General features: G+C 41.6%; 19 protein-coding genes. 12 read left to right on the top strand and 7 right to left on the bottom strand.

Annotated elements, in window-relative coordinates; genetic code table 11:
• Positions 1–17: 17 nt before the first annotated feature.
• Positions 18–1,007, bottom strand: a complete 990-nt coding sequence (locus tag H5163_RS00095; protein WP_259397344.1) for a GGDEF domain-containing protein — start codon at positions 1,005–1,007, stop codon at positions 18–20.
• Between the two features lie 578 nt (positions 1,008–1,585).
• On the opposite strand from H5163_RS00095, the gene H5163_RS00090 reads away from it, so the two are divergent.
• Positions 1,586–2,143, top strand: coding sequence for a DJ-1/PfpI family protein (locus H5163_RS00090; RefSeq protein WP_182732110.1), 558 nt, complete (start codon positions 1,586–1,588; stop codon positions 2,141–2,143).
• Between the two features lie 21 nt (positions 2,144–2,164).
• Positions 2,165–2,521 carry a ribbon-helix-helix domain-containing protein gene (locus tag H5163_RS00085; RefSeq protein ID WP_145242060.1) on the top strand — a complete coding sequence of 119 codons (357 nt, stop codon included), beginning with the start codon at positions 2,165–2,167 and terminating at the stop codon, positions 2,519–2,521.
• On the opposite strand, the gene H5163_RS00080 is transcribed toward H5163_RS00085, so the two are convergent.
• Together H5163_RS00080 and H5163_RS00075 are read right to left on the bottom strand one after the other, a co-directional pair.
• The gene (locus H5163_RS00080; RefSeq protein ID WP_182733863.1) at positions 2,518–5,439 is read right to left on the bottom strand and encodes a TonB-dependent receptor; all 2,922 of its coding nucleotides are present in this window, start codon (positions 5,437–5,439) and stop codon (positions 2,518–2,520) included. The two genes, H5163_RS00085 and H5163_RS00080, sit on opposite strands and share 4 nt — an antisense overlap.
• A gap of 162 nt (positions 5,440–5,601) precedes the next feature.
• Positions 5,602–6,717, bottom strand: a complete 1,116-nt coding sequence (locus tag H5163_RS00075) for an FAD-dependent monooxygenase (protein ID WP_182733861.1) — start codon at positions 6,715–6,717, stop codon at positions 5,602–5,604.
• Between the two features lie 103 nt (positions 6,718–6,820).
• Between H5163_RS00075 and H5163_RS00070 the strand changes: the two genes are divergently transcribed.
• Complete coding sequence (locus H5163_RS00070) at positions 6,821–7,708, top strand: LysR family transcriptional regulator (protein ID WP_182732107.1); 888 nt, start codon at positions 6,821–6,823, stop codon at positions 7,706–7,708.
• 149 nt (positions 7,709–7,857) lie between these two features.
• Here H5163_RS00070 and H5163_RS00065 read toward each other — a convergent pair whose 3' ends face one another.
• The 4 genes from H5163_RS00065 to H5163_RS00050 form a co-directional block, all read right to left on the bottom strand.
• The gene (locus tag H5163_RS00065) at positions 7,858–8,103 is read right to left on the bottom strand and encodes a YfhL family 4Fe-4S dicluster ferredoxin (RefSeq protein ID WP_082355570.1); all 246 of its coding nucleotides are present in this window, start codon (positions 8,101–8,103) and stop codon (positions 7,858–7,860) included.
• 10 nt (positions 8,104–8,113) lie between these two features.
• Entirely contained in the window at positions 8,114–9,517 is a 1,404-nt protein-coding gene (gene yegQ / locus H5163_RS00060; protein WP_182733859.1) for a tRNA 5-hydroxyuridine modification protein YegQ, read from the bottom strand.
• 151 nt (positions 9,518–9,668) lie between these two features.
• Positions 9,669–10,994 (bottom strand): PAS domain-containing methyl-accepting chemotaxis protein, encoded by a 1,326-nt coding sequence (locus tag H5163_RS00055; RefSeq protein WP_182733857.1) that lies wholly within the window; start codon positions 10,992–10,994, stop codon positions 9,669–9,671.
• 557 nt (positions 10,995–11,551) lie between these two features.
• Positions 11,552–12,139: a hypothetical protein gene (locus tag H5163_RS00050; protein ID WP_182733855.1), complete on the bottom strand. Its 588-nt coding sequence runs from the start codon at positions 12,137–12,139 to the stop codon at positions 11,552–11,554.
• 245 nt (positions 12,140–12,384) lie between these two features.
• On the opposite strand from H5163_RS00050, the gene ndk reads away from it, so the two are divergent.
• From ndk to der, 9 genes are all read left to right on the top strand, one after another.
• A complete protein-coding gene (ndk, locus tag H5163_RS00045) occupies positions 12,385–12,816 on the top strand; it encodes a nucleoside-diphosphate kinase (RefSeq protein WP_008111339.1) in 432 nt (143 codons plus the stop codon).
• A gap of 171 nt (positions 12,817–12,987) precedes the next feature.
• On the top strand, positions 12,988–14,121 hold the full coding sequence (locus tag H5163_RS00040; RefSeq protein ID WP_145239689.1) for a bifunctional tRNA (adenosine(37)-C2)-methyltransferase TrmG/ribosomal RNA large subunit methyltransferase RlmN: 1,134 nt from the start codon (positions 12,988–12,990) through the stop codon (positions 14,119–14,121).
• Between the two features lie 112 nt (positions 14,122–14,233).
• Entirely contained in the window at positions 14,234–16,195 is a 1,962-nt protein-coding gene (pilW, locus tag H5163_RS00035) for a type IV pilus biogenesis/stability protein PilW (RefSeq protein WP_182733853.1), read from the top strand.
• Entirely contained in the window at positions 16,192–17,064 is an 873-nt protein-coding gene (locus tag H5163_RS00030; RefSeq protein WP_145239694.1) for a RodZ domain-containing protein, read from the top strand. Before pilW ends, H5163_RS00030 begins: the two co-directional genes overlap by 4 nt.
• Before the next feature lie 5 nt (positions 17,065–17,069).
• Positions 17,070–18,188, top strand: coding sequence for a flavodoxin-dependent (E)-4-hydroxy-3-methylbut-2-enyl-diphosphate synthase (ispG, locus tag H5163_RS00025; RefSeq protein ID WP_145239699.1), 1,119 nt, complete (start codon positions 17,070–17,072; stop codon positions 18,186–18,188).
• A 136-nt stretch (positions 18,189–18,324) separates the two neighbouring features.
• On the top strand, positions 18,325–19,605 hold the full coding sequence (gene hisS / locus H5163_RS00020) for a histidine--tRNA ligase (protein WP_145239702.1): 1,281 nt from the start codon (positions 18,325–18,327) through the stop codon (positions 19,603–19,605).
• Between the two features lie 16 nt (positions 19,606–19,621).
• Positions 19,622–20,242, top strand: coding sequence for a tetratricopeptide repeat protein (locus H5163_RS00015; protein ID WP_145239705.1), 621 nt, complete (start codon positions 19,622–19,624; stop codon positions 20,240–20,242).
• Positions 20,243–20,251: 9 nt separating this feature from the next.
• Positions 20,252–21,430 carry an outer membrane protein assembly factor BamB gene (bamB, locus tag H5163_RS00010; RefSeq protein WP_182733851.1) on the top strand — a complete coding sequence of 393 codons (1,179 nt, stop codon included), beginning with the start codon at positions 20,252–20,254 and terminating at the stop codon, positions 21,428–21,430.
• 92 nt (positions 21,431–21,522) lie between these two features.
• A complete protein-coding gene (der, locus tag H5163_RS00005; protein ID WP_145239710.1) occupies positions 21,523–22,989 on the top strand; it encodes a ribosome biogenesis GTPase Der in 1,467 nt (488 codons plus the stop codon).
• The last annotated feature ends 137 nt before the right edge of the window (positions 22,990–23,126 follow it).

The raw sequence follows: 23,126 nt of genomic DNA, 5'->3' as shown, positions 1-23,126 counted from the left end.
AGCGTTCCCAATAAGCGCTAAACACACGTTTTATTTTTGCCTTGCTCCTTTGCTTGATAAAGCAATTCATCAGCTTTGTGCATCGCTTTATCAATAGACACATCCGCGGTTAATTTACTGATCCCCATACTCACTGTAACAGCCAGCTGGTTTACACCAATATCTAAACGATTTTGTGATAAAGCATGATGAATATCGTTGGCAAATTGTGTCGCTTGTTGTTTATTTTTATGACGTAGAAAAAATAAAAACTCTTCACCGCCCCAGCGCGCCACCATATCATTTTCACTTAACTGAGCAACAAATAATTCAGCAAGGTGTTTTAGCACTTCATCGCCAACTGAGTGACCATATTGATCATTAATATCCTTAAAATTATCTACATCCGCAATAATGATACTCGCCGTTTGCTGCTGTGCTTCAAATTGCTCGAGCTCTTCCATTGCATAACGTCGATTGGGTAGGTTTGTTAAAGGGTCACGAGTCGCTAAATATTCATTTTTTTGAACAAGTTCAATCAAACGATGGCTGTACATTTGCCGAAAATATTCATAAAAGCCACTCAACAGAGCAACAATAATAAAAGAAGCAATAATGCGAATTGGAAAATAAACCGAGTAGCCGCTGTAAAATTTAAAGTAGCTCGATAAATAAAAGGCGCCAGTTACGCAAATTACAAAAATAATTAAATCAATGATTCCCCGTTTAAAACCACGCACAAAAAAAGTAACCGGAGATACAATAAAAATCCAAATCGGCCCAGTGCCATGGCTCCCACCTGTAAGTACTAAATAAATCATTAAAGCATATAAAGTATACAGAACAATTAAAGAGGAAATCTCAACTCTATCGCCAAGAAAAAAAGAGGAGGCAAATAAAGCCGATGAGCCTAATAAAGGATAGGCCAAAATAGGTTGATTATTAAACAAAGCTATCATCGCCATACAAAGCGTTGTTACCGTACCTATTGCGGCGAATAACCTAATAATAAGTTTTCGCTCGGCCATATCGGAATAGCTAATCATCAATACAATGCATCACTTATCAATAGTAAAGGCAATCTTTGCATGCAAAAACTGATTGTAAGATTGCACTAAAATTAAAATAATTAATCAGTTACCAGTTCAAATATAGTCTAGACATAAGATCATTGTAAAAGTGAAAGTAGGAAATAATTACTAAAAGTCAACTTATACACGGATAACATCTTCGTATTACTAAGCTGAGCAAATAGGTTTTTGCACCTCATAGCATAAAAAATTCGCCTGCTCATTAACAATAATCTTCAGTCTTATCTAAGTTGCAACAGACTCGGTAAGACTGGAAATATTGCTAAAGCAGAGGATAAAAGCAGCCTCAAAAGTATCATTTAATAATTATATTTTGTTTTTTATAAGCCTAGCGAGAAAACCTTAAAAACATATGGTCAGAGCATTTATTGATTTTTTACCGTAGCGATTGCAGCATGATATTACCGATCAGTTGATAAATTAAAGCTGTAGTATTCCCATACTACCCTTACTTACTGTGAGCATGTTTAACTGGACAAGCAGTAAATACATTAACAAATCGTAAGGAGCAGCAAATGGCTAAAGTACTAATGATCACTGGTGACTTTGTAGAAGACTATGAAAATATGGTGCCGTTTCAGGCATTAATGGCAATGGGCCACGATGTGGATGCAGTCTGCCCAGATAAAAAAGCAGGCGATATGATTGCCACCTCTATTCATGATTTTGAAGGGGATCAAACCTACAGCGAAAAGCGCGGTCATAACTTTGCGCTCAACGCGACATTTGCCAACATTAATGCCGCTGATTACGATGCGCTTTACTTACCAGGAGGACGTGCACCTGAATATCTACGTTTGAATGCTAAAGTAATTGAGATCATTAAGTATTTTGCAAATAACAATAAACCTATCGCTTCGGTGTGTCATGGCGCGCAATTACTCACCGCCGCAGGTGTTATTAAAGGTAAAAAAATCTCTGCTTACCCAGCTTGCCAACCAGAAGTGAAAATGGCCGGTGCCGAGTACGTTGAGTTACCAATGGATGGTGCAATTACCGATGGTAATTTAGTTTCAGCACCAGCTTGGCCTGCGCATCCGGCTATGTTAAAACAGTTTGTCGCTTTGTTTTAACTAAAATTACAGGGAAAGGTCATGTGCCAATTATTTATAAATGCTCACAGTGAATTATGGAGTAATAAAACGAAGTCTTTACGTATTGATGGTGTTGTCACTTCAATTCGGTTAGAGCAGTTTTTTTGGCACACTTTAGAAGAAATTGCCGCACGCGATAACATGAGTATTAATCAGATGATTTGTAAACTGTATCGCGAATCCCTGCAAGCAAAACATGACGTGAGCAATTTCACCTCTTTTTTAAGAGTTTGTTGCTCACGTTATCTCGCGCTGATCGCCAATGGCGAGATCTGTCGTGATCTTAGCCAACCATTGGCGAGTGTTGATGTACAGCAAGTGCTCAACCGTGAGCAAAGCCGGTACTTTTCAAATTAAAAGCTGTAATTAATCCCAGCATAATAACGGCGGCCTGAATAACTAGTATTAAGTAGCCTCGCATCGGTATCTTTACCCAAACGTGTTACCGACTCCGATTGCGTTAAGTTAATTACCGCTGCGGTAAAGCTTAAGTTATCGGTAACGTTATATGCTGCATTTACATCTACTTGCTGGTATGGGTCTTGGTAGACATTTAAACCACTGTTAATACCGAGCACCGTTTCACCTCGTTTATTGTACGAAGCGCGAATGTTAAAACTATCCCCTTCATAATAAACGGAGGTGTTATATTGATAGTCAGCACTGCCTATTAATGGCGACTCTGCTAACTTTTCACCTGCAACTGTTACATCGGCCTGATTGGTGTTGTTATACGTGTAGTTTGCGTAAATACCAAAGCCACTATCAAAGGCGTGTTGAATAAACACTTCCACCCCTTTTGATACCGCATCAGTACCATTACCTACGGTGCTATACGGGGAAATGCTAATAGTACCAGCATCAACAAGACCTGCTTGCCCTGCAAATTCACGCTGTGAATCAATCACCAGTGGCACGATAAAGTTATCGACCTGTTTATGAAATAACGCAACACCTAATGCAGAGCCTGGCGCGTAGTAATACTCAAGAGATAAATCGGCTTGTACTGACTCAAACGCTTTTAAATTTTTATTGCCACCACTGCCACTAAAACCGGGTTGTTCATTAAAAGCGGCGCGATCATCTGCCCATTCGTCCGACACATAAGTAATACGCTGTTGACTACCCAAATCGCCGTAATCGGGGCGCGACATCACTTTAGCAAGCGCACCACGGATCACCACATCATCGCTGGCATCCCACGCAATATTTAAACTCGGCAATACGTGGGTGCCTGTTGTTTGCTGCGTGATCAACTGGTATTGCTCAACTAAACGATCATCACCGGTGATTTGCTCGCCCGTTTCGTCATCGGTTTCATCCAATAAAAAGGTATAGAGATCGGTTGAAGCACTGCGAGTCTTGGTTTGTACAACGCGCACACCAAAATTACCGCGTATATCACTGTATTCAAAATCACCTTGTAAATAAAACGCACTGATCTGCTCGGCAATATCATAGACAAAGTTATCTTCAATTCGAGTATACGGCACGTAGTTGCTGTAAATATAATCGCGATATTTATCCCAATTAATAGTTGGCATTAAATTGATATTAAAGCCACCAGCAATATTGCTTTCACCTTCCACATTAAACACATCTTGTGCCTGTGGCATACCATTATTCCATTGATAGCTATCAAATTGCGTGATACCCCCTGCGCTTGCCTCGCCTGCGGCAATATCAAAACTCGGATCAAGGAAAAAGTTGTTGCCCGTTTCGCGATGCAGTGATGCATCGCGGTATTTTGCACCAGTGCGAATGGTGGTCAATATGCCCCAATCAACATAAAAATCAACGTCGCCTTGGTAGTACTTTTCTTCTAAGGTGCTACGTACAAAACTTGAGTTCGATGATCCTGCATCACGACCTCCGCCAACACCTGCGAGTAAGTTATTGAGTGTATTTGGGTCTATCAGCATCGAAATACGGTCATCACTGATTGACCAAGCGGCACTTTGCGAGGCGTTCTCAATATTACTTTGCCCCTCACCCGCGTTTGAGCTTTTATACGCTGCTTGCCAACTTTCTTTTGGCCCGCCTTTAGCTTTAGTTTTACCGACGACAAAGCGTGCTGTAAAGTTATCGCCTTCATAGCTTAAGTTAAAATCAAAAGTATCAGAGGTTGACTCTTCATCCACATAACTGCCGCGCAACCACGGCAATTGCATATCTTTTTCAACGCCACTGGCCATGGCACTATAGTCCATGCCATTGACAATTGTGCCACTTTCATCAAGTGTAATACCTGTTAAAAAGTCAGGATTTAACGCCCATTCCGGCATATCAACAATCGAGTCGCTGCGTTGTTGCTTTAAACTAAAGCCAAAGTAATTAAAACCTAGTTCAATGCGATTAGTTGGTCGCCACTGAGTCGAAAACTGCATGCCTTCACGTTCACGTTTTTCATTCACAACAGAGCTGCGCACCACCTGCGGAAACCATATATTCTCATAACGTTGCCCGTTGGCATCAGTCACTGCGCCCCAGTCATTACTGTTATCAACCTCGTTACCATTTATATCAACGGCTTGCTGACCTGTGTAACGCCAAACATTGGCATCTGTGCCACCAGATAGCGTACGGTTGGTGCGTTCTTGACGGGTATAGCCAAGTAAAAAACCAAAGCTATCGCTATCGTTTTTCCATGAATACAAACCAGTAAACTGCGGTTCATAATCTTCCGTTACATCTGCATAAGTACTTTCAACATTAAAAACGCCCGAATTAGCATCCATATCCAGTGGTTTGCGGCTACGCATTAACACTGTACCACCCACGCCACCTTCATCTAGTCGCGCTTCAGGTGATTTAAATACTTCAACGCTTGCGATCATCGCTGATGGGAGTAAAGCATAATCAAATGAACGAGATGGCTCCCCTGGTGACGAGGCAATAAAATTACCATTTAACTGCGTGTAAGTAAGATCAGACGATAAACCACGAATACTTACCGTTGATCCTTCACCGCCTTCACGTTCAATCACTACACCCGGCACACGGGCTAATGAATCAGCCACGTTTTTATCAGGGAATTTACCAATGTCTTCAGCGGTAATGGCATCAACCACAGAACTCGATAAACGCTTCACCGCTAAGTTTTCAGCCATGCTAGAGCGAATACCTCGCACTTCAATCACTTCCATATCTTTTTCTGTTTGAGTGCCTGTTAATTGCTCGGCAGCCGCCGCATTCATAGCACTAAAAACCGATAAACTAATAACTGAAAAACGCAGCGATGCTGCTAAAGGCGAGTAACACGTTGAGGTTGACATTGAATGTACGAGTCCATTACTGGTTAACAATTGTAAAGGCGGCAATTGTACACAGCCAGACTTAATGGATTGTTAACCACAACTTACAAGTAACTGAATAAGCGAACAAATAACCACCTCATAAGTAGCCTTGCTCATACCTAAATAACAGAGCTCGATTGGTTAATTACTCAAACCTTGCATCCATAACGTTACTAACTGCTGAGCACAAATACCTAGCGCTGGGGTCTCATTAGTGTCAGCTGCTGTAGTAAAAATTTTCTGCGCAACTTGCCGACCAACAAGTTGAGAGGCTGAGGTTTTATCTATACGTTGTTGATAAAAAGCCGTTAAGGCGTGCTCTAAATCATCATACTTTTCTAACACCCGTACAAGATGCCAAGCATCTTCTAGCGCCTGACATGCCCCCTGCCCTGAAGTAGGTAAAGGAGCATGAGCCGCATCTCCCATAATCAGTACGTTACCTTGATGCCAATATGGCAAACGGTCAATATCGTGCACAAATATTCGCTTCAGTGAGTTTTCATCATAAGACTTAAGCACCTGCTGTACTGCATCTGGCCAAGTTAAAAAACGTTGGTGCATTTCTTCATACCAAGTAGATAGCGGCCGCGCTTTATCAATATTTGCACTCCACCCGGCAGCCCAATAACAAAGGTCAGCTTTAACAGGCACAATACCAAAGCGCTCGCCACTGCCGCGAAAATCATGGATCACATTATCTAAAGTGCCCGGTTTTAACTGGCTAATAGCAATAATATTAATAAACCCCTGATACTGAGGAGTGATTTTTTCAGCATATAAGAATTGCCTTACCACCGAGTTCATCCGCCCATCAGCACCCACAACTAAATCAAAATCTTGTTTTAGTTGAGCAATCTCTGATACGGTTATTGCGCTGTTAAAATGTATGTTTACCCCTAAATCAGCTAATGTGCGGCCCAACACACTCATAAGATCACGGCGCAATATACTGATACTAGAAAAACCACTGAGTGTATTTACTTTTGCAATATCAAATTCACTTTGCACCGTGCCATGCTGATCACACAGACGCATAAACAAAGGCATACCGCCCAGCGCTTGGATATGTTTATCCAAGCCCATTTGCTGTAACACAAACATTGCATTCGGCCATAACGTTACCCCGGCATCTATAGAAGAAATCTCACTATCGCGCTCAAATATGCTCACCTGATAACCTTTTCGTGCTGCAAGAATGGCCAGCGCTATTCCCCCGATGCCCGCACCCACAAAGGCAATTCGCTTGCTGTTCATATTCTTTACCTCAATAATTAACTGAATAACCATTATCACAAAGTCATTTTTTAAGATAAATTAGTAATAATTGCGTTATTAATCCCATATTTTGAGTTAATTAATGATTGATAAAATCGAACTTCAGTGGTTACTCAGCTTTCAGTGCGTATATGAACAACTGAGCTTTAAACTCGCAGCCGAACAACTGCAATTGCCTACATCTAATGTTAGCCGCCATGTCGCGTTATTAGAGAAGCAACTTAATTTAAGGTTATTACAACGTACCACCCGAAAAATGATTGCAACGGCTGCAGGAAAACAACTTTATCAATCTATCACCCCACTGATACAAGCAATGAATGACTCGCTAGAAGAGGTGTCTGTGTATGGTGATTCTCTTGCCGGGCACCTTAAAATCATCATGCCTGATCTGCCTTTTTTAGCCGAAATAAGCGCAGAGTTTTGCTCTGTGCATCCACAAATACAACTAAGTTGCGATACGCAATTAAATCCAACCGAAGGCTTGTTAGAGGGATTTGATCTGGTGCTACGCTTTGGCCGTGGGCCATTGGACGATTCAGGTTGGATTGCTAAAGAACTGCTGCGCTGGCCCAGTTGCATTGTTGGCGCGCCACAACTGATAAACAATGCGCCACCGCCTCGCTCGCTAGATGAGTTAAGTAAAGTTCCTTGTATTACTAGCTTATCAGTACTGCAAGGTATGCCTTGGCGTTTTAAACAACAACAAGCAGTGCAAGTAAAATCTAATTTTAAAGTAAACAGTGGCAACATGGCCAAAGCCGCTGCACTAAAAGGACTCGGCTATGCCATTTTACCCACTCATGCATGCCAAGAAGATATAGACAACGGCTCATTGATCAATATTAAACTCGACCATGAACCAGAAGATCTGGTGTTATACGCATTTTATGCAGGCAGGAAATACCCGCTAGAAAAGGTAAAAGTATTTTTAGAATTCTTAAAGTCTAAATGCGCTACAATTCAGTAGGGGATCAATGCAGTTAGATGTATATGGTTAAAAGAGAAAGGTAAGAGTTAACCAGCTAAATTTTGCAGACACTGTCTGCAAAATTTAAAAACTGCCATAAACTTATCTATAAAGCGTTTAAATTTTTCGGTAATAATGGGCAGTGCTTTTTAACCCGTCAACCTTACATACTTCTCGGCCAGTTCATCTATACTTTCACGATGATTCGGATCGGGCTTTATACAATCTATCGGGCATACACTCACGCAGGTGGGTTTGTCGTAATGGCCTACGCATTCAGTGCATTTTGCAGGGTCGATTTGGTAAATTTTAGCGCCCATATAAATGGCTTCGTTAGGGCACTCTGGATCGCACATGTCGCAGTTAATGCATTTGCTGTTTATTAGTAATGCCATGATTTACCCGTTAAACAGCTTGTTTGAAAGGATTGCGGGTGTCTTGGTTTTCATCCAAGTTGCGCATAAGTATGGCGTGCTCTAAATCGATAGTATCAGGCAGTGGAATTTTTACTATGTGGCCTGAACCTTTAGCATCGGTAATACTTTCGCCTTTTTTGTTTTCCATGCATTCAAGGGTAAAGCTAATATTACCTTTAGGGGTCATCAGCTCTAATGAATGACCCACACAGAATTTGTTTTTAACATCAATCTCAACTAAACCAGTGGCATTTCGCCCTAATACTTCGCCAACAAATTGTTGCTTGGTAGAAACTGAATGGCCGTATTCGTAGTTTTGATAATCTTGATGGGCGTGGCGCTTTAAAAAGCCTTCGGTGTAACCGCGATGGGCTAGGTTTTCTAATGTTTTAAATAAATCAGCGTCGAATGGTTTTCCTGCTGCGGCATCGTCGATTGCTTTACGATAAACCTGTGCTGTACGCGCAACATAATAAAACGATTTAGTACGGCCTTCTATTTTTAAGCTATGCACGCCCATTTTTGTAAGCTGCTCTACGTATTGCACGGCGCGTAAATCCTTTGAGTTCATGATATAAGTGCCGTGCTCGTCTTCAAAAGCGGGCATATATTCACCTGGGCGGCCTTGCTCTTCAAGCATAACAATATCGTTACTTGGTGCGCCGTCGCCAAGAGTAGGAATAATCTGCTGAGGATCAAATTTATGTACCATTTCACCGGTTTCGTTTTCAACACCCGGTTTTACATCGTATTCCCAGCGGCATGCATTGGTACAGGTGCCTTGATTTGGATCGCGTTTATTAATATAACCTGACAACAAACAACGGCCAGAATACGCCATGCATAATGCGCCATGTACAAATACTTCTAGCTCTGTTTCTGGGCAAAGCGTGCGAATTTCACTTATTTCTTCAAGTGATAGCTCGCGGGACAAAATCACCCGTTCAATACCTTGCTTCGCCCAAAACTGTACGCTTGCGTAGTTAACTGCGTTTGCTTGTACTGATAAATGAATAGCCATATCAGGCCATTTTTCACGTACTAGCATGATTAAACCCGGATCTGACATGATCAGCGCATCTGGCCCCATAGCAATTACCGGTTCAATATCGCGTAAATACGATTTCACTTTGGCATTGTGCGGGGCAATGTTTGATACTACATAAAACTTTTTATTCAGCGCATGCGCTTCATCAATGCCTATTTTTAACGTTTCCAGATCAAATTCATTATTACGCACTCGCAAGCTATAACGAGGTTGCCCGGCATACACCGCATCAGCCCCATAAGCAAAGGCATAACGCATGTTTTTTAAATTGCCTGCTGGTGACAATAACTCTGGGATAAATGGTTTAGTTGAAAAAAACTCTGAGGTATTAGTGGCTGACGGCATGTGCGCTCCATACATCGAACCGAGTACAAGTCGGTTGCATGAATAGTTAAGGTAAATAAAGCGCGCAAGTATAAGGATTACGATTAACCGCAACCTTGATCAAGATCATAAAAGACTGTAATCAACTAGCAGGATCCTTCTGCTCGTTAAATCAATTTTTACTCCCGAGCTGGTTTGCAAACTGACTAACAGCATCAACGACTTGTTGCGCACCTTTTTTAATTTTGCTCATTACAATGCCAGACTCGTTGGACAGCTCTAAGCCTTGTTGTGCTTTAACTTTGCCTTGTTCAATAACCGCCACTGTTGATTGCGTTAAACTTTGATTTTGTTGTACCACATCAACAATCTCTTCGGTTGCTTTACTGGTTCTTGAAGCTAATTGGCGAACTTCATCGGCAACTACCGCAAAACCACGGCCTTGATCGCCCGCTCGGGCTGCTTCAATCGCGGCATTAAGCGCTAAAAGATTCGTTTGGTCGGCAATGCTACTAATACTTTGTACTATATTTGCTATAACCTGAGACTGCTTATCTAGTGCTGAAATCTCTTTGCCGGCTTGCTCCATTTGAACGGCTAATTCATTCATAACTTGTACTGTTTGTTGTACTACTTGCGCACCTTGATCGGCGATATTGTCGGTCTCTGTTGATGTGCTATGGGCAATACTTGCAGCAGCTGCAATAGCCTGCTCTCTTTCTACCTGTTCGGTGATCACAGTGGCAAATTTAACTATTTTATAAAGCTCATTCGCCTCATTAAAAATAGGATTATAAGACGCTTCTAACCATACAGTATTGCCATATTTATCAATGCGTTTAAAACGACTTGCGATGTATTCGCCCTTGCGTAATCGCTTCCAAAACGCATCATATCCGGCTGAATTGGCTTCATCCGACTCACAAAAAATACGGTGATGTTGACCGACTACTTCTCGCTCAGAATAACCCATACCTTTTAAAAAGTTATCGTTTGCTCTTAATACGATTGCATTGGTGTCAAATTCAATCACAGCTGTAGAGCGATGCAGTGCTTTAATTAAATCTTGATTTTCACGGGAAGTTTCTATGGTTCGTGTTAACAAAGTGCAGTGCAAAGTAAGATGAATAAACTGCCCATGCTGATCGGTTATTGGGTGTAAAATGCTACGCAACCAATCGCGTTTTCCATCTTGGTGTGTAAATTGAATTGCCCCAGCCCAATGTTTACAGTCCTTTATCGCTTTTTTAAATGAGTTAAAATCAGGATTTTGTCTGGCATTTTCAGGTATAAAATTAAGTACACTTTGCTCCAATAACTGTCTATCTGAATAGTTAAATTCGCGTTCAAAATTAGTGTTCTGTCTGCTCACATGGCCCTGTTTATCGAGCTCTAGAACAAGCATTTCGCTCTCTAGACTTTGCTTTACCTGCTCGCCAATAGCAAGCATGCCTTCTAATTCGGCAATTTTATTTTTAAAAGATTGGTTAAAAAACATATGTTACCCTAGTTATTTAGTGTGCACGGTATACATTTTTAGCCAGAAAACGTATCTAATAAAATGAAAACGACTAAACAATATAAAAAAAGTGTAGCTTAAAGCTAGTTATACTATTGTACGTAATATAACTATTTCTAGCTCAAAAAGAGTTAAAATATTTCTTTTTCTGTGATGGATAAGAATTTTTTACCTAAAAAGAAAATGAAAATACCAATTCCACTAAGATAAACTTAAATATAATCAAAATAATGAAAACATTGCTCATCAATTCTTCCGTCACAAAGGCGGGGCATGACTGCTGATTATTCAGCTTTTAGTTGTTTTAAAAAAGTATATCTGGCAGCAACAAAGCGAGCCTAAGTGAATAGTTAAAGTGGTTACTTTTTACATTTTTGTAATCTTTGCCTAGATACTTTTTCGTTAGAACAATATGTCGACCGCTTCAGTCTACAAACTGCAGATAATCCAATAAGGTAGATGGGAGCACATGTTAATTAGCTGCAATGGCATTTAAACCTTGCAGCCAATCGTTCTTACAAGCTATCACCAAAGAGTTACTTAGAAAGTAACACCTCAGGTGTTTGTAATAAAAACTGCTTGCCATTATCTAAGCTTATTTCGATATAAAACACATGGCTGCTTTCAAATTCAGGCGCTGTATTGAGCGTAAAATTAAAGTATCTTTGCATCATAACGGGTAGTGACTCTTGCACTTTTGCAACTGTAATAGCTTCTTGGCTGTTCTCAATATTAAATTCAATGACACTAAACACATCATTTAAACTGCTGCCAGATGTTAAATCAGCACTAAAGTCAGCGGACGAATAAATATTAAGCTTAGTTAATTTATTATTAGCCGGAATAACAACAGGCAAAGTTACGCAATTTTCAGCATAAGTTTTGCCTTCATCAAGTTCGTTACCGTCGCTGTAAACATTGGCTCCTGAAGCTTCAAATGATAAGTCAACTTTATCATAAGAAATTAAAGTATTCGCTTGGTACTCACCACCATTAACCGCTAGTTCAATCTTATTTATATCAATTGCAATAGCTGTAGGCGGGCACTCTAATGCAGCCTCGTTGTCTGAACCACACGCTGTAATAAAATTGGCTAACAGCACAATCACAAATAACTTTTTCATTATTATTTCCTTTTTAAGATATTCAATTTTCTAATTACAACTCAAATTTATGAAACAATTACGACACAGTAATAATTTTCCTGCTAATAAAGCCCTATTTCCTATACTCGGTCCACGGTTATTTATAAATCGCACAATTGTCATCAAGCTAGTTTTTAATAAAACTAGGCATTGCCTACTAAAACGCGTATAATTCGCGCCCGTTAATATTCACACTTTTACTTAAAAATTATTGGAGCATAAAGATGGCTTTAGAGCGTACTTTCTCAATCGTAAAACCTGATGCAGTTGCTAAAAACCACATCGGCGCTATCTACAACCGTTTCGAAACTGCTGGCCTTAAAATCGTTGCAGCTAAAATGGTTCACCTTTCACAAGAGAAAGCGGAAGGTTTCTACGCAGAACACAGCGAGCGTCCTTTCTTTGGTGCTTTAGTATCTTTCATGACATCTGGTCCAGTAATGGTTACAGTTCTTGAAGGCGAAAACGCTGTTCTTAAAAACCGCGAAATCATGGGTGCTACTAACCCTGCTGAAGCACTAGCTGGTACTTTACGTGCTGACTACGCTGATAGCATCGACGAAAATGCTGTTCACGGTTCAGACGCTGTTGAATCTGCTGCTCGCGAAATCGCGTACTTCTTCGCAGACGAAGAGCTTTGCCCACGTACTCGTTAATTCGAACGCGCTAAGCAAAAGTAAAAAGGGCTTTCGAGCCCTTTTTTAGTCATTAGTTAAAGTATTAATTATCTAATTTATGATGTTTTACTTAATGATTAAAGTGAGTGAATTGTGTACAATTCGCCTTTGTAAATTTTTATCACTACCGTCACTGATTAAGGTTGTTTCATGACCACTGAGCAAAAAAAGATTAACTTATTAGATTTAAACCGAGATGCAATGCGCGAGTTATTTGTATCGTTCGGTGAAAAGCCATTCCGTGGCGATCAGGTGATGAAATGGATTTATCATTTTGGCGTTGATAACTTTGACGAAATGAGCAACGTTAACAAAAAGCTGAAAGAAAAACTTAAAGCGGAATGTGAAATTGTCGCACCTGAAATCACCGTACGCCAACAAGCCAGTGACGGTACAATCAAGTACGCGCTGATACTTGAAGGCGGCCAAGAAGTTGAAGCCGTGTGGATCCCAGAAAAAGAACGTGCCACCTTGTGTGTATCATCGCAAGTTGGTTGTGCGCTTGAATGTACATTTTGCTCAACAGCGCAGCAAGGGTTTAACCGTAACTTAAAAGTATCTGAAATTATCGGCCAAGTTTGGCGTGTGGCCAAAGACATAGGCCTTGATGGCAACAGTGAAAAGCGTCCGGTCACCAACGTCGTTATGATGGGCATGGGCGAGCCATTGCTTAATCTTAAAAACGTAGTTCCGGCAATGGAATTAATGATGGACGATTGGGGTTTTGGTTTATCTAAACGCCGCGTTACTTTAAGTACCTCTGGTGTGGTGCCTGCACTTGATTTATTGAAAGAAAAAATCGACGTTGCATTGGCTATTTCTCTACACGCACCTGATAACGCATTACGTGATATTTTAGTGCCAATCAATAAAAAATACCCAATTGAAGAGTTTTTAGCGGCGTGTCGTCGTTACATTGATGGCTCTAAAGCCAATAAAGATGTGACCATTGAGTATGTGATGCTAAATGGTATTAACGACAGCACAGATCAAGCCCATGAATTAGTTAAAACACTCAAAGGCACACCATCTAAAGTGAACCTTATCCCGTTTAACCCATTCCCGGGTAACGAATATACACGCTCTAGTAACAGCCGTATTGACCGCTTTTCAAAAGTGCTACAAGCAGCAGGTATTACCTGTATTGTTCGTCGTACTCGCGGTGATGATATTGATGCGGCCTGCGGCCAGTTAGTTGGTGATGTAGTTGACCGTACAAAACGTTTAGCGAAAAAGAAAATGCGCGACGATAATGCGATTGCGGTTAATATCCACCAAGCATAATCTGTTGTCGTGAATCAAAAGCCCTTAGCGCTGCTTTATTTTTAAATAAATGATGCAAGATAAGGGCTTTTCGGTAATATAGGTGCATGGACAATAATAAAGAGAAGAAGTAATGCGATCTTTACTTGCTTTAACTATCAGTGCACTCGCTTTAACTGGGTGTGTAACTGAAAATAGTTATGATGGCAATGACAAACCAGTCGTTGAAAATAAAATCAATAATACCGGCGCAGCACGTACCCGAATAGCCTTAGCATTAGAATATTTAAGCACTGGTAATAGCTCGCAAGCAAAGTATAACCTCGAACGCGCCGCGTCTTTCTCTCCTGATCTTCCTGAAGTCCATTATTCATTTGCTTATTATTACCAACAAGTCGGCGAAAACGTACAAGCCGATAAAGCCTATCAAAAAGCAATAAAAATTGATCCCAATGATCCTAATACCCGAAATAACTACGGGGTATTTTTATGCGGTATTGACGAGTACGACCGCGCCACAGAACAACTACTCAAAGCCATTGCCATCCCAAGTTATATACGAGTAGCAGAAAGTTATGAAAATTTAGCTCTGTGCGCCATTGAGTTTGATGATTTTGATAACGCTGAAAAATATTTCAAATCGGCCATTAATCACAGTTCAATGCGTGCCTCATCACTGATCAGTTTAGCCGCTTTGTATTACGCTAAAAGTGATTTACATAGAGCAAAAGAAATACTCGAGCGTTATGAGAATAGTGGTCAAGTATCGTCTCGCTCATTGCTATTAAGCTATTTAGTTGAGCAGCGCATGGGCCACATTGAAAAAGCCGAAACCACTGCGGCAATGATATTGCAAACCTACCCAACCTCAAGTGAAGCGGGGATCATTCGCGAGCAAAAAATCAAACGTAGTGAGTTTGAAATACTGCGCTCGCAATACCGCCAAGCAAAATTAGATGAGCTACAAGCAAATAGCCCTGCGGGAGAGGTGATCTCGGCACCCAAAATACGCATTGTAAAAAAGAAAAAAGCGCCAGCAACTAGTACGTCGGCGCAAAGTATCACAACGCCAACAATGGCCGTTAAAAATAACAATGCAAGCAGCAATGAATTAACTGCCGCGTTGCTAACCTCACCGGTTGCGCCAACGCAAAGCACCGCATCACAAAGTAGCCAGCAAAGCCAAGCAACAGTATCAACACCTGTCGATACGAGTGGTATTTTGGCGGCTTTAAGTACCACAGCAATAACAACGCCAGTGCAAACAAACGTTGATACTACCGCTGTACAGATCAGTGCTCCAGCAAACAATAATGATCCTGCCGCAGTAATGTCTGCTCTGGTGGTCGCACAAACACCAAACAATCCAGCTGTAACTTCAACTCAAGCGACGGACATTGCATCATTAGCCTCTGAGGAGGCAGTTGCTAAAGCATTAGCAATACCAACTGTGCATTTAGCAACAGCGCCCACAGCGACTGCCGCAACGCCTCCCCAAACGCTTGCTCGCAGCAGTAAAGCACAAGATGGTGTAAAAATTGTTTCTTTTGGTGCGCCCACTGATAGCCAAGCCGTTGCAAATAACAGCCAGGCTTCAACCCCAAGCCAAGCACAATTTAGTGAGCAATTAACGGATGACGAAAAGGTGGTTTTTTACCAGCCAAAACGCAACGCCGCCGTCTTCGCAGAGTCAGGATATAGCTCTACACCTGAAATCCGTTTTCAAGATCCGCAACAAAATACTCACGCACCGTTGCTAAATTCGCGGATCCCACAATTAACGACGCCTTACCATGTTTTGCAAGATGGTGAAAACCTATTTAGCATTTCAGTACGATACAATGTTAAACTACAGAAATTACTCCAATGGAATGGTCTGAAAGAATCTGATCGGGTGGTCAATGGGACGAAAATTTTTCTCAACGATCCCAACATTTATTACGAAATTAACGTCGGTGATACTTTGTATAGTATTGCCACCAAGCGTCGCTTGTTAATTGATCAGTTAATGCGATGGAATAAATTAAGCCCGGATGTTGCACTTAAACCTGGGCATAGACTGTTACTAGTGGACCCTGAATCATACTCATTATGAATGATGAAAATACGGAATCAACAACGCTCACTCTTGGCCAAACTTTAAAAAGTAGCCGCGAGCAAGCGAATGTCAGCTTAGAAGAGTTGGCAAAAAATTTAAAATTATCGGTGTTGCAATTACAACGTCTTGAGAATGACGAACACCAATTAATCGGCCCTGCTACCTTTGTTAAAGGTTATGCAAAAAGTTATTGTCGCGCCTTTAATTTAGATACTGCGGCCGTTTTAGCGCTGTTCCCTGAACCTCAGGAAACCGTTAAAAAAACCAACATGCAAAGCTTTTCTAGACGAACAGAAAAAGAAGCCCATGATAGTCGGTTGATGCTGGTGAGTTACGTTATTCTGGCAATTGTTATTGGTTCATCCGCATTATGGTGGTGGCAAAATTCAACCCCTCTTGACGAACAAGTTGTAACGCAATCTTTAAATAGCTTTGCCGAAGAGACAGTTGCAGTCGCACAGGCAGAGCCTGACGTGGCGTCAATCAGCCAGCTAGAACAAGCTGGCCCTGATGAATCGATTGATGACCCCACTGCGGCGCAAATTATGGAGCAACAAGCCGATACCACCGAACTAGACGTTGTCCCGAGCGAAGCGTCAAGCGAGCCACAAAATGATGGCCTTGGCACCATAGTTATGCATTTCAATGAAGAAAGTTGGGTTGAAATTCATGACGGTAAAGGTGATAAAGTGGCATTTGGTGTTAAAAAAGCGGGTTATGATATGACTGTATCAGGTCATCTGCCTTTTTCTATCGTGCTTGGTAAGCATCAAGCTGTTGATATCACTCTTGACGGTGAAAAGATTGATATTTCCAGTTTCCCAAAAAATCGTTTAGCTAAATTTAATTTACCGTTAACAGAGTAGTCACTATGTTTTCAGAATCTCCTATTAAACGCAGAAAATCTACCCGCATCAATGTGGGTAACGTACCGATCGGTGATGGCGCCCCTATTGCAGTGCAATCAATGACCAACACCGATACCATGGATGTTGATGCAACTGTTGCACAAATTCAAGCTATTCAAGATGCCGGCGCCGATATAGTGCGTGTTTCCGTGCCGACTATGGACGCCGCCGAAGCATTTAGAAGCATAAAAGAACAAGTCACCATTCCACTGGTTGCAGATATTCACTTTGATTATCGTATTGCTTTGCAAGTAGCAAAGTATGGTGTTGATTGTTTACGTATTAATCCTGGCAACATTGGCAGTGAAGAGCGTATTCGCGCGGTAGTCGATGCTGCCCGTGAGCACAACATTCCAATTCGTATTGGTGTTAATGGCGGCTCATTAGAGCGTGATTTACAAGAAAAGTACGGCGAACCAACGCCTGAAGCGTTACTTGAATCAGCTATGCGCCATGTGAATATTTTGCGCCGTTTAGATTTTGATCAATTTAAAATATCAGTAAAAGCTTCTGATGTGTTTTTAGCTGTAGGAGCATATCGCTTACTTGCTAAAGAAATCGACCAACCTCTGCACTTAGGGATCACAGAAGCAGGCGGTATGCGTTCAGGCTCAGTGAAATCAGCTGTAGGCTTAGGTATGTTACTTGCCGAAGGTATCGGCGATACGCTGCGAGTATCGTTGGCGGCTGATCCAGTGCAAGAGATCAAAGTCGGTTTTGATATTTTAAAATCACTGCGCATTCGCTCTCGCGGGATTAACTTTATTGCCTGTCCGAGCTGTTCACGTCAAGAGTTTGATGTGGTTAGTACCATGAACCAACTTGAAGAGCGTTTGGAAGATATCATCGAACCGGTATCAGTATCGGTTATTGGTTGTGTGGTCAATGGCCCTGGCGAAGCGTTAGTGAGTGATATTGGTTTAGCTGGTGCAAATCGCCGCTCGGGCCTTTATATTAATGGCGAACGTCAAAAAGCCCGAATTGATAACAACAATATTGTTGATCAACTCGAAGGCTATGTACGCGACTTTATCGCACAAAAAGAAAAACAGACCCCTATCGACATTAAAATCGTCGAATAAATACAATATAGTCGGCAAACAAAGCCGTTTGCCGTTTACCTTTATAGCTAGAACGCTATAATGACGGGTCAATTTTTAGCATTCTTGTTGTGTAGTCATCTTTTATTACGCAAAAAACAGTTTTTAGGATTTAGCAGTGGCAAAACAAATTCAGGCAATACGTGGAATGAACGATTGTCTGCCGGGCGATACCCAAGTTTGGCAGAAAGTAGAAAACATCTTACGCGAGACAGTAGCATCGTTCGGTTATCAAGAAATTCGTTTTCCAATTGTAGAATCAACCGATCTTTTTAAACGCTCAATTGGTGAAGTCACCGATATCGTTGAAAAAGAAATGTACACCTTTGCCGATAATAATGGCGACAGCTTAACACTTCGTCCTGAAGGTACAGCTGTATGTGTACGTGCTGGTAATCAAAACGGCTTACTGTATAACCAAGAGCAACGCCTTTGGTATATGGGCCCAATGTTTCGTCATGAACGTCCGCAAAAAGGTCGCTATCGTCAGTTTCACCAATTTGGTTTAGAAACCTTTGGTATTGCCAGCGCTGATATTGACGCTGAAGTGATTTTACTGACGGCGCAATTATGGCAACAATTTGGCATCAGCGAACATGTTCGTTTAGAGCTTAATTCTTTAGGTTCAAACGAAGCTCGTGCGCAATACCGTGATGCACTTGTGGCATATCTTGAGCAACATATTGATGCACTAGACGAAGACTCAAAACGTCGTATGTACAGCAACCCACTGCGCGTGCTAGATAGCAAAAACCCTGATGTACAAGCGGTTTTAGTTGATGCACCAAAACTGTCTGAACACTTAGATGCTGAATCAAAAGAACATTTTGAAAATTTATGTGAACGTTTAGACGCCGCAGGCGTCATATACACGGTTAATGAAAAGTTAGTCCGTGGCCTTGATTACTATAACCGCACTGTTTTTGAGTGGGTTACAGATAGCCTCGGCTCACAAGGTACTGTATGTGCAGGTGGCCGTTATGATGGCTTAGTTGAGCAATTAGGTGGCAAAGCAACGCCAGCTGTGGGCTTTGCTATGGGTCTGGAACGTTTAGTGTTAATGTTACAAGCATTGGAATGTGTTGGTGACATTCGTCGCAACGCTGATGTATATTTGGCAGCGATGGGCGACAAAGCCAGCATTCAAGCCCCTATTATCGCAGCTAAATTACGTGCTGAAGTACCTGGCTTACGTATCATGGTCCATGCCGGTGGCGGTAACTTTAAGAAACAACTTAAACGCGCAGATAAAAGCGATGCACTCGTTGCACTGATTATCGGCGAAGATGAATTAGAACAAGGCGTAGTGACAGTTAAGTATTTACGTGAGCGTAAAGAACAGGTCACCTTAGAATTAGAACAAATTAAAACGCTTTTAGCTGAGCTAATAAACAGCTAAAAAAGACGAGGTAGTAATGGATATTTATTCAACAGAAGAACAACAAGCTGAAGCGATCAAACGTTTTTTTCGTGAAAATGGTGTATCACTGGCGCTAGGTGTAGTGCTTGGTTTAGGTGGCCTGTATGGCTGGAAAGCATATAACCAAAATCAAATTACAACTGCTGAAAGTGCCTCTGATGCATATACTCAGCTGGTTGAAGGTGGCGAAGTATTAGGTTCGGCAGATACATTTATCGCAGAGCACAAAGATACTAACTACAGCGCACTTGCAGCCTTTGTTGCTGCTAAAGAAGCCGTAGAAAAAGGTCAACTTGATGTAGCCAGTGAAAAGCTCAGCTGGATAATGAATAATGTTACCAATGCAGATTTAAAAGCAACGGCGACCACCCGTTTAGCTCGCGTGCAAATAGCACAGCAGCAATACGACCAAGCTTTAACAACGCTTAACGCTAAACTTGCAGATTCATTCACTGCAACAGTCGCTGAGCTTAAAGGTGATATATACACAGCTCAAGGCGATGCAAATCAAGCTCGCACCGCTTATCAGACTGCTGCAGATGCGGGCGGTCTGGAGAATAACCCATTATTGCAAATCAAACTTGATGACTTAGCAGTAACTAGCCCAACGGCGTAAGGGGTTACCATGAAAAAATTAACAGCGGCAACCATAGCGCTATGTATGGCAACCTTAGTCGGTTGTTCATCAAGCGATGACGAAGACAAACTGGTATTGCCTGAAATCGTTAATCAGTTTGAAACCAAAGTAATTTGGCAAGAAAGCATTGGTGACGGTGTTGAACATTACTTTTCTCGGCTAACACCGGCGGTATATAAAGACCGTGTTTTTGTAGCAAGCCGCGCTGGTAAAGTCGAAGCGCTATCGCTTGAAAACGGTAATACTCTTTGGGAGACGGATGTTCGCGAAAATTTGACCTTTTGGCCATGGCAAAGCGACATTAGTGCAAAATTATCCGGTGGTATTTTACAAGCTTATGGTAAAATTTTTATCGGCTCTGAGCATGGTTATTTAGTTGCCCTTGACCGTGAAACGGGTGATGTTGTTTGGCGCAAAAAAGTTCCCGGTGAAGTGTTATCAAAACCAGCTGCCGGTGATGGCCTTATATATGTTAACCTAGGCTCAGGTAAATTATTAGCCCTTCACCCTGATACCGGTGAAGAGCGTTGGAGTCATGAGCAAGAAGTACCCGCATTAACACTACGCGGACAAAGCTCTCCGACCGTTGCTAACGGCGGTGTATTAGTTGGCCTTGAAACAGGCAAGTTAAGTGTACTTATCTCTGATAGTGGTTACTCTGCGTGGAGTGCTGAAATTGCTACAGCAAAAGGCGCATCAGAATTCGAACGTTTAGTCGATGTTGATACACAACCTCTGATCAGTGGTCCTTATGCGTATGCTATTGCCTATAATGGTAACTTAGCAGCTGTAGATATTCGCTCTGGTAATGTTGTCTGGAAACGCGAATACAGCAGTTACCGTGAAATTGCCATGGATACCCAAACTATTTACGTAGTAGATAGTAATGGTGTTGTTTATGGATTAGATAAAACCTCTGGCATTGAACGCTGGAGTCAGCCAGCCCTTCGTGGTTGGTACTTAACAGGGCCTGCGGTAGCAGGAAATTACTTAGCCATGGGTGACCAAGAAGGTAATCTACATTGGCTGAATAAAGAATCAGGCGAACTTGTATCGCGTGAAGACTTCGACAGTTCAGGCTTTTTTATTGAGCCAATTGTTGCTGACGACAAACTGATTTTATACACCCGAGATGGTGAAGTTAGTGCGGTAAAAATACCGGACTAATTTGCTAAATAACTATAAGTTATTAATAGTTAATTTATTTTTTTAAGGCTTCGCTATGCGAAGCCTTTTGTTGTTTTTTTAAGAGGTAGTTTATGCTTCCCGTGATCGCTCTAGTTGGGCGACCCAATGTGGGCAAATCCACATTATTTAACCGTTTAACACGTACGCGTGATGCACTCGTTGCCGATTTTCCAGGCTTAACGCGAGATCGAAAATATGGCCAAGCTAATTACGATGGCTATGAATTTATCGTGGTAGACACGGGCGGTATTGATGGCTCTGAAGAAGGCATCGAAATCGAAATGGCTGATCAATCGCTACTGGCGATTGAAGAAGCCGACATCGTATTATTCTTAGTTGATGCACGCGTAGGTATGACAGTAGCTGATCAAGCTATTGCCAACCATTTACGTAAACAAGAAAAGAAAAGCTTTGTTGTTGCCAATAAAACTGATGGTATTGATGCTGACTCAAATTGTGCTGAGTTCTACCAATTGTCACTGGGCGAAGTACATCATATTGCAGCCGCTCATGGCCGTGGTATTACCTTGTTACTTGAACACACCTTACAGCCTTTGCTTGCAGAGCTGAGTGCGCAAAATGATGATGGTAAAGGCGATGACGACGAGTTAATCGATTTATATTCTGAAGATGATGAAGATTCTACAGCGCATGAAGCATTTGCAGATAAGCCAGTAAAACTTGCTATTATCGGTCGTCCTAACGTAGGTAAGTCAACACTGACTAACCGTATATTAGGTGAAGAACGCGTTATTGTTTATGATATGCCGGGCACAACCCGCGATTCTATTTATATTCCAATGACTCGTAACGAAAAAGAATACGTGTTGATCGACACCGCTGGTGTACGTAAACGCAAAAAAGTCAGTGATGTGGTTGAGAAATTCTCAGTGATCAAAACCCTCCAAGCAATCGAAGATTGTAACGTTGTGCTATTGGTTGTAGATGCCCGCGCTGGCATTTCGGATCAAGATTTAAGCTTACTTGGTTTTGCCTTAAATTCTGGCCGCTCACTGGTTATTGCTGTGAATAAATGGGATGGGCTTGATGATTACGTGAAAGATCGTATCAAATCGGAGCTTGACCGTCGCTTAGGCTTTATTGACTTTGCACGCTTACACTTTATCTCAGCTTTACATGGTACAGGTGTTGGTCATTTGTTTGAGTCAATTGACGAAGCTTATGAATCAGCAACTAAGCGTATTAGCACTGCTATGCTGCGCCGTATCATGGATATGGCACAAGCTGATCACCAGCCGCCACTGGTTCGTGGTCGCCGTGTTAAGCTTAAATACGCGCACGCGGGTGGTTATAACCCACCACGTATCGTAATTCACGGTAACCAAGTACATGATTTACCTGATAGCTATAAACGCTACTTAATGAATTACTATCGTAAAGCATTAAAAATTATGGGCACGCCTATCAAAATCGAATTTAGAGAAGGTGATAACCCATTTGCAGGACGTACTAATAAAGTGACTCTTTCGCAAAAACGTAAGATCCGCGCATTTAGTAAAGAAAACCGCAATAAATGATATAGCTGTAAGCTGTAAGCTGTAAGCTGTAAGTTGTAAGTTGTAAAATTGAACCGTGTTGGGCACACTCTTACAAGGTGTTTTTATAAACAAATTTAAGTGTTTAGTTTTACCTGATGTCGCAAAGCTCAGGAATC

The organism is Pseudoalteromonas sp. SG44-8 (genome assembly GCF_014164125.1).
GTDB lineage: Bacteria > Pseudomonadota > Gammaproteobacteria > Enterobacterales > Alteromonadaceae > Pseudoalteromonas > Pseudoalteromonas rhizosphaerae.
Note: the sequence above shows the minus strand (reverse complement) of the source record. Positions and strands in the feature narration are given on the sequence as shown.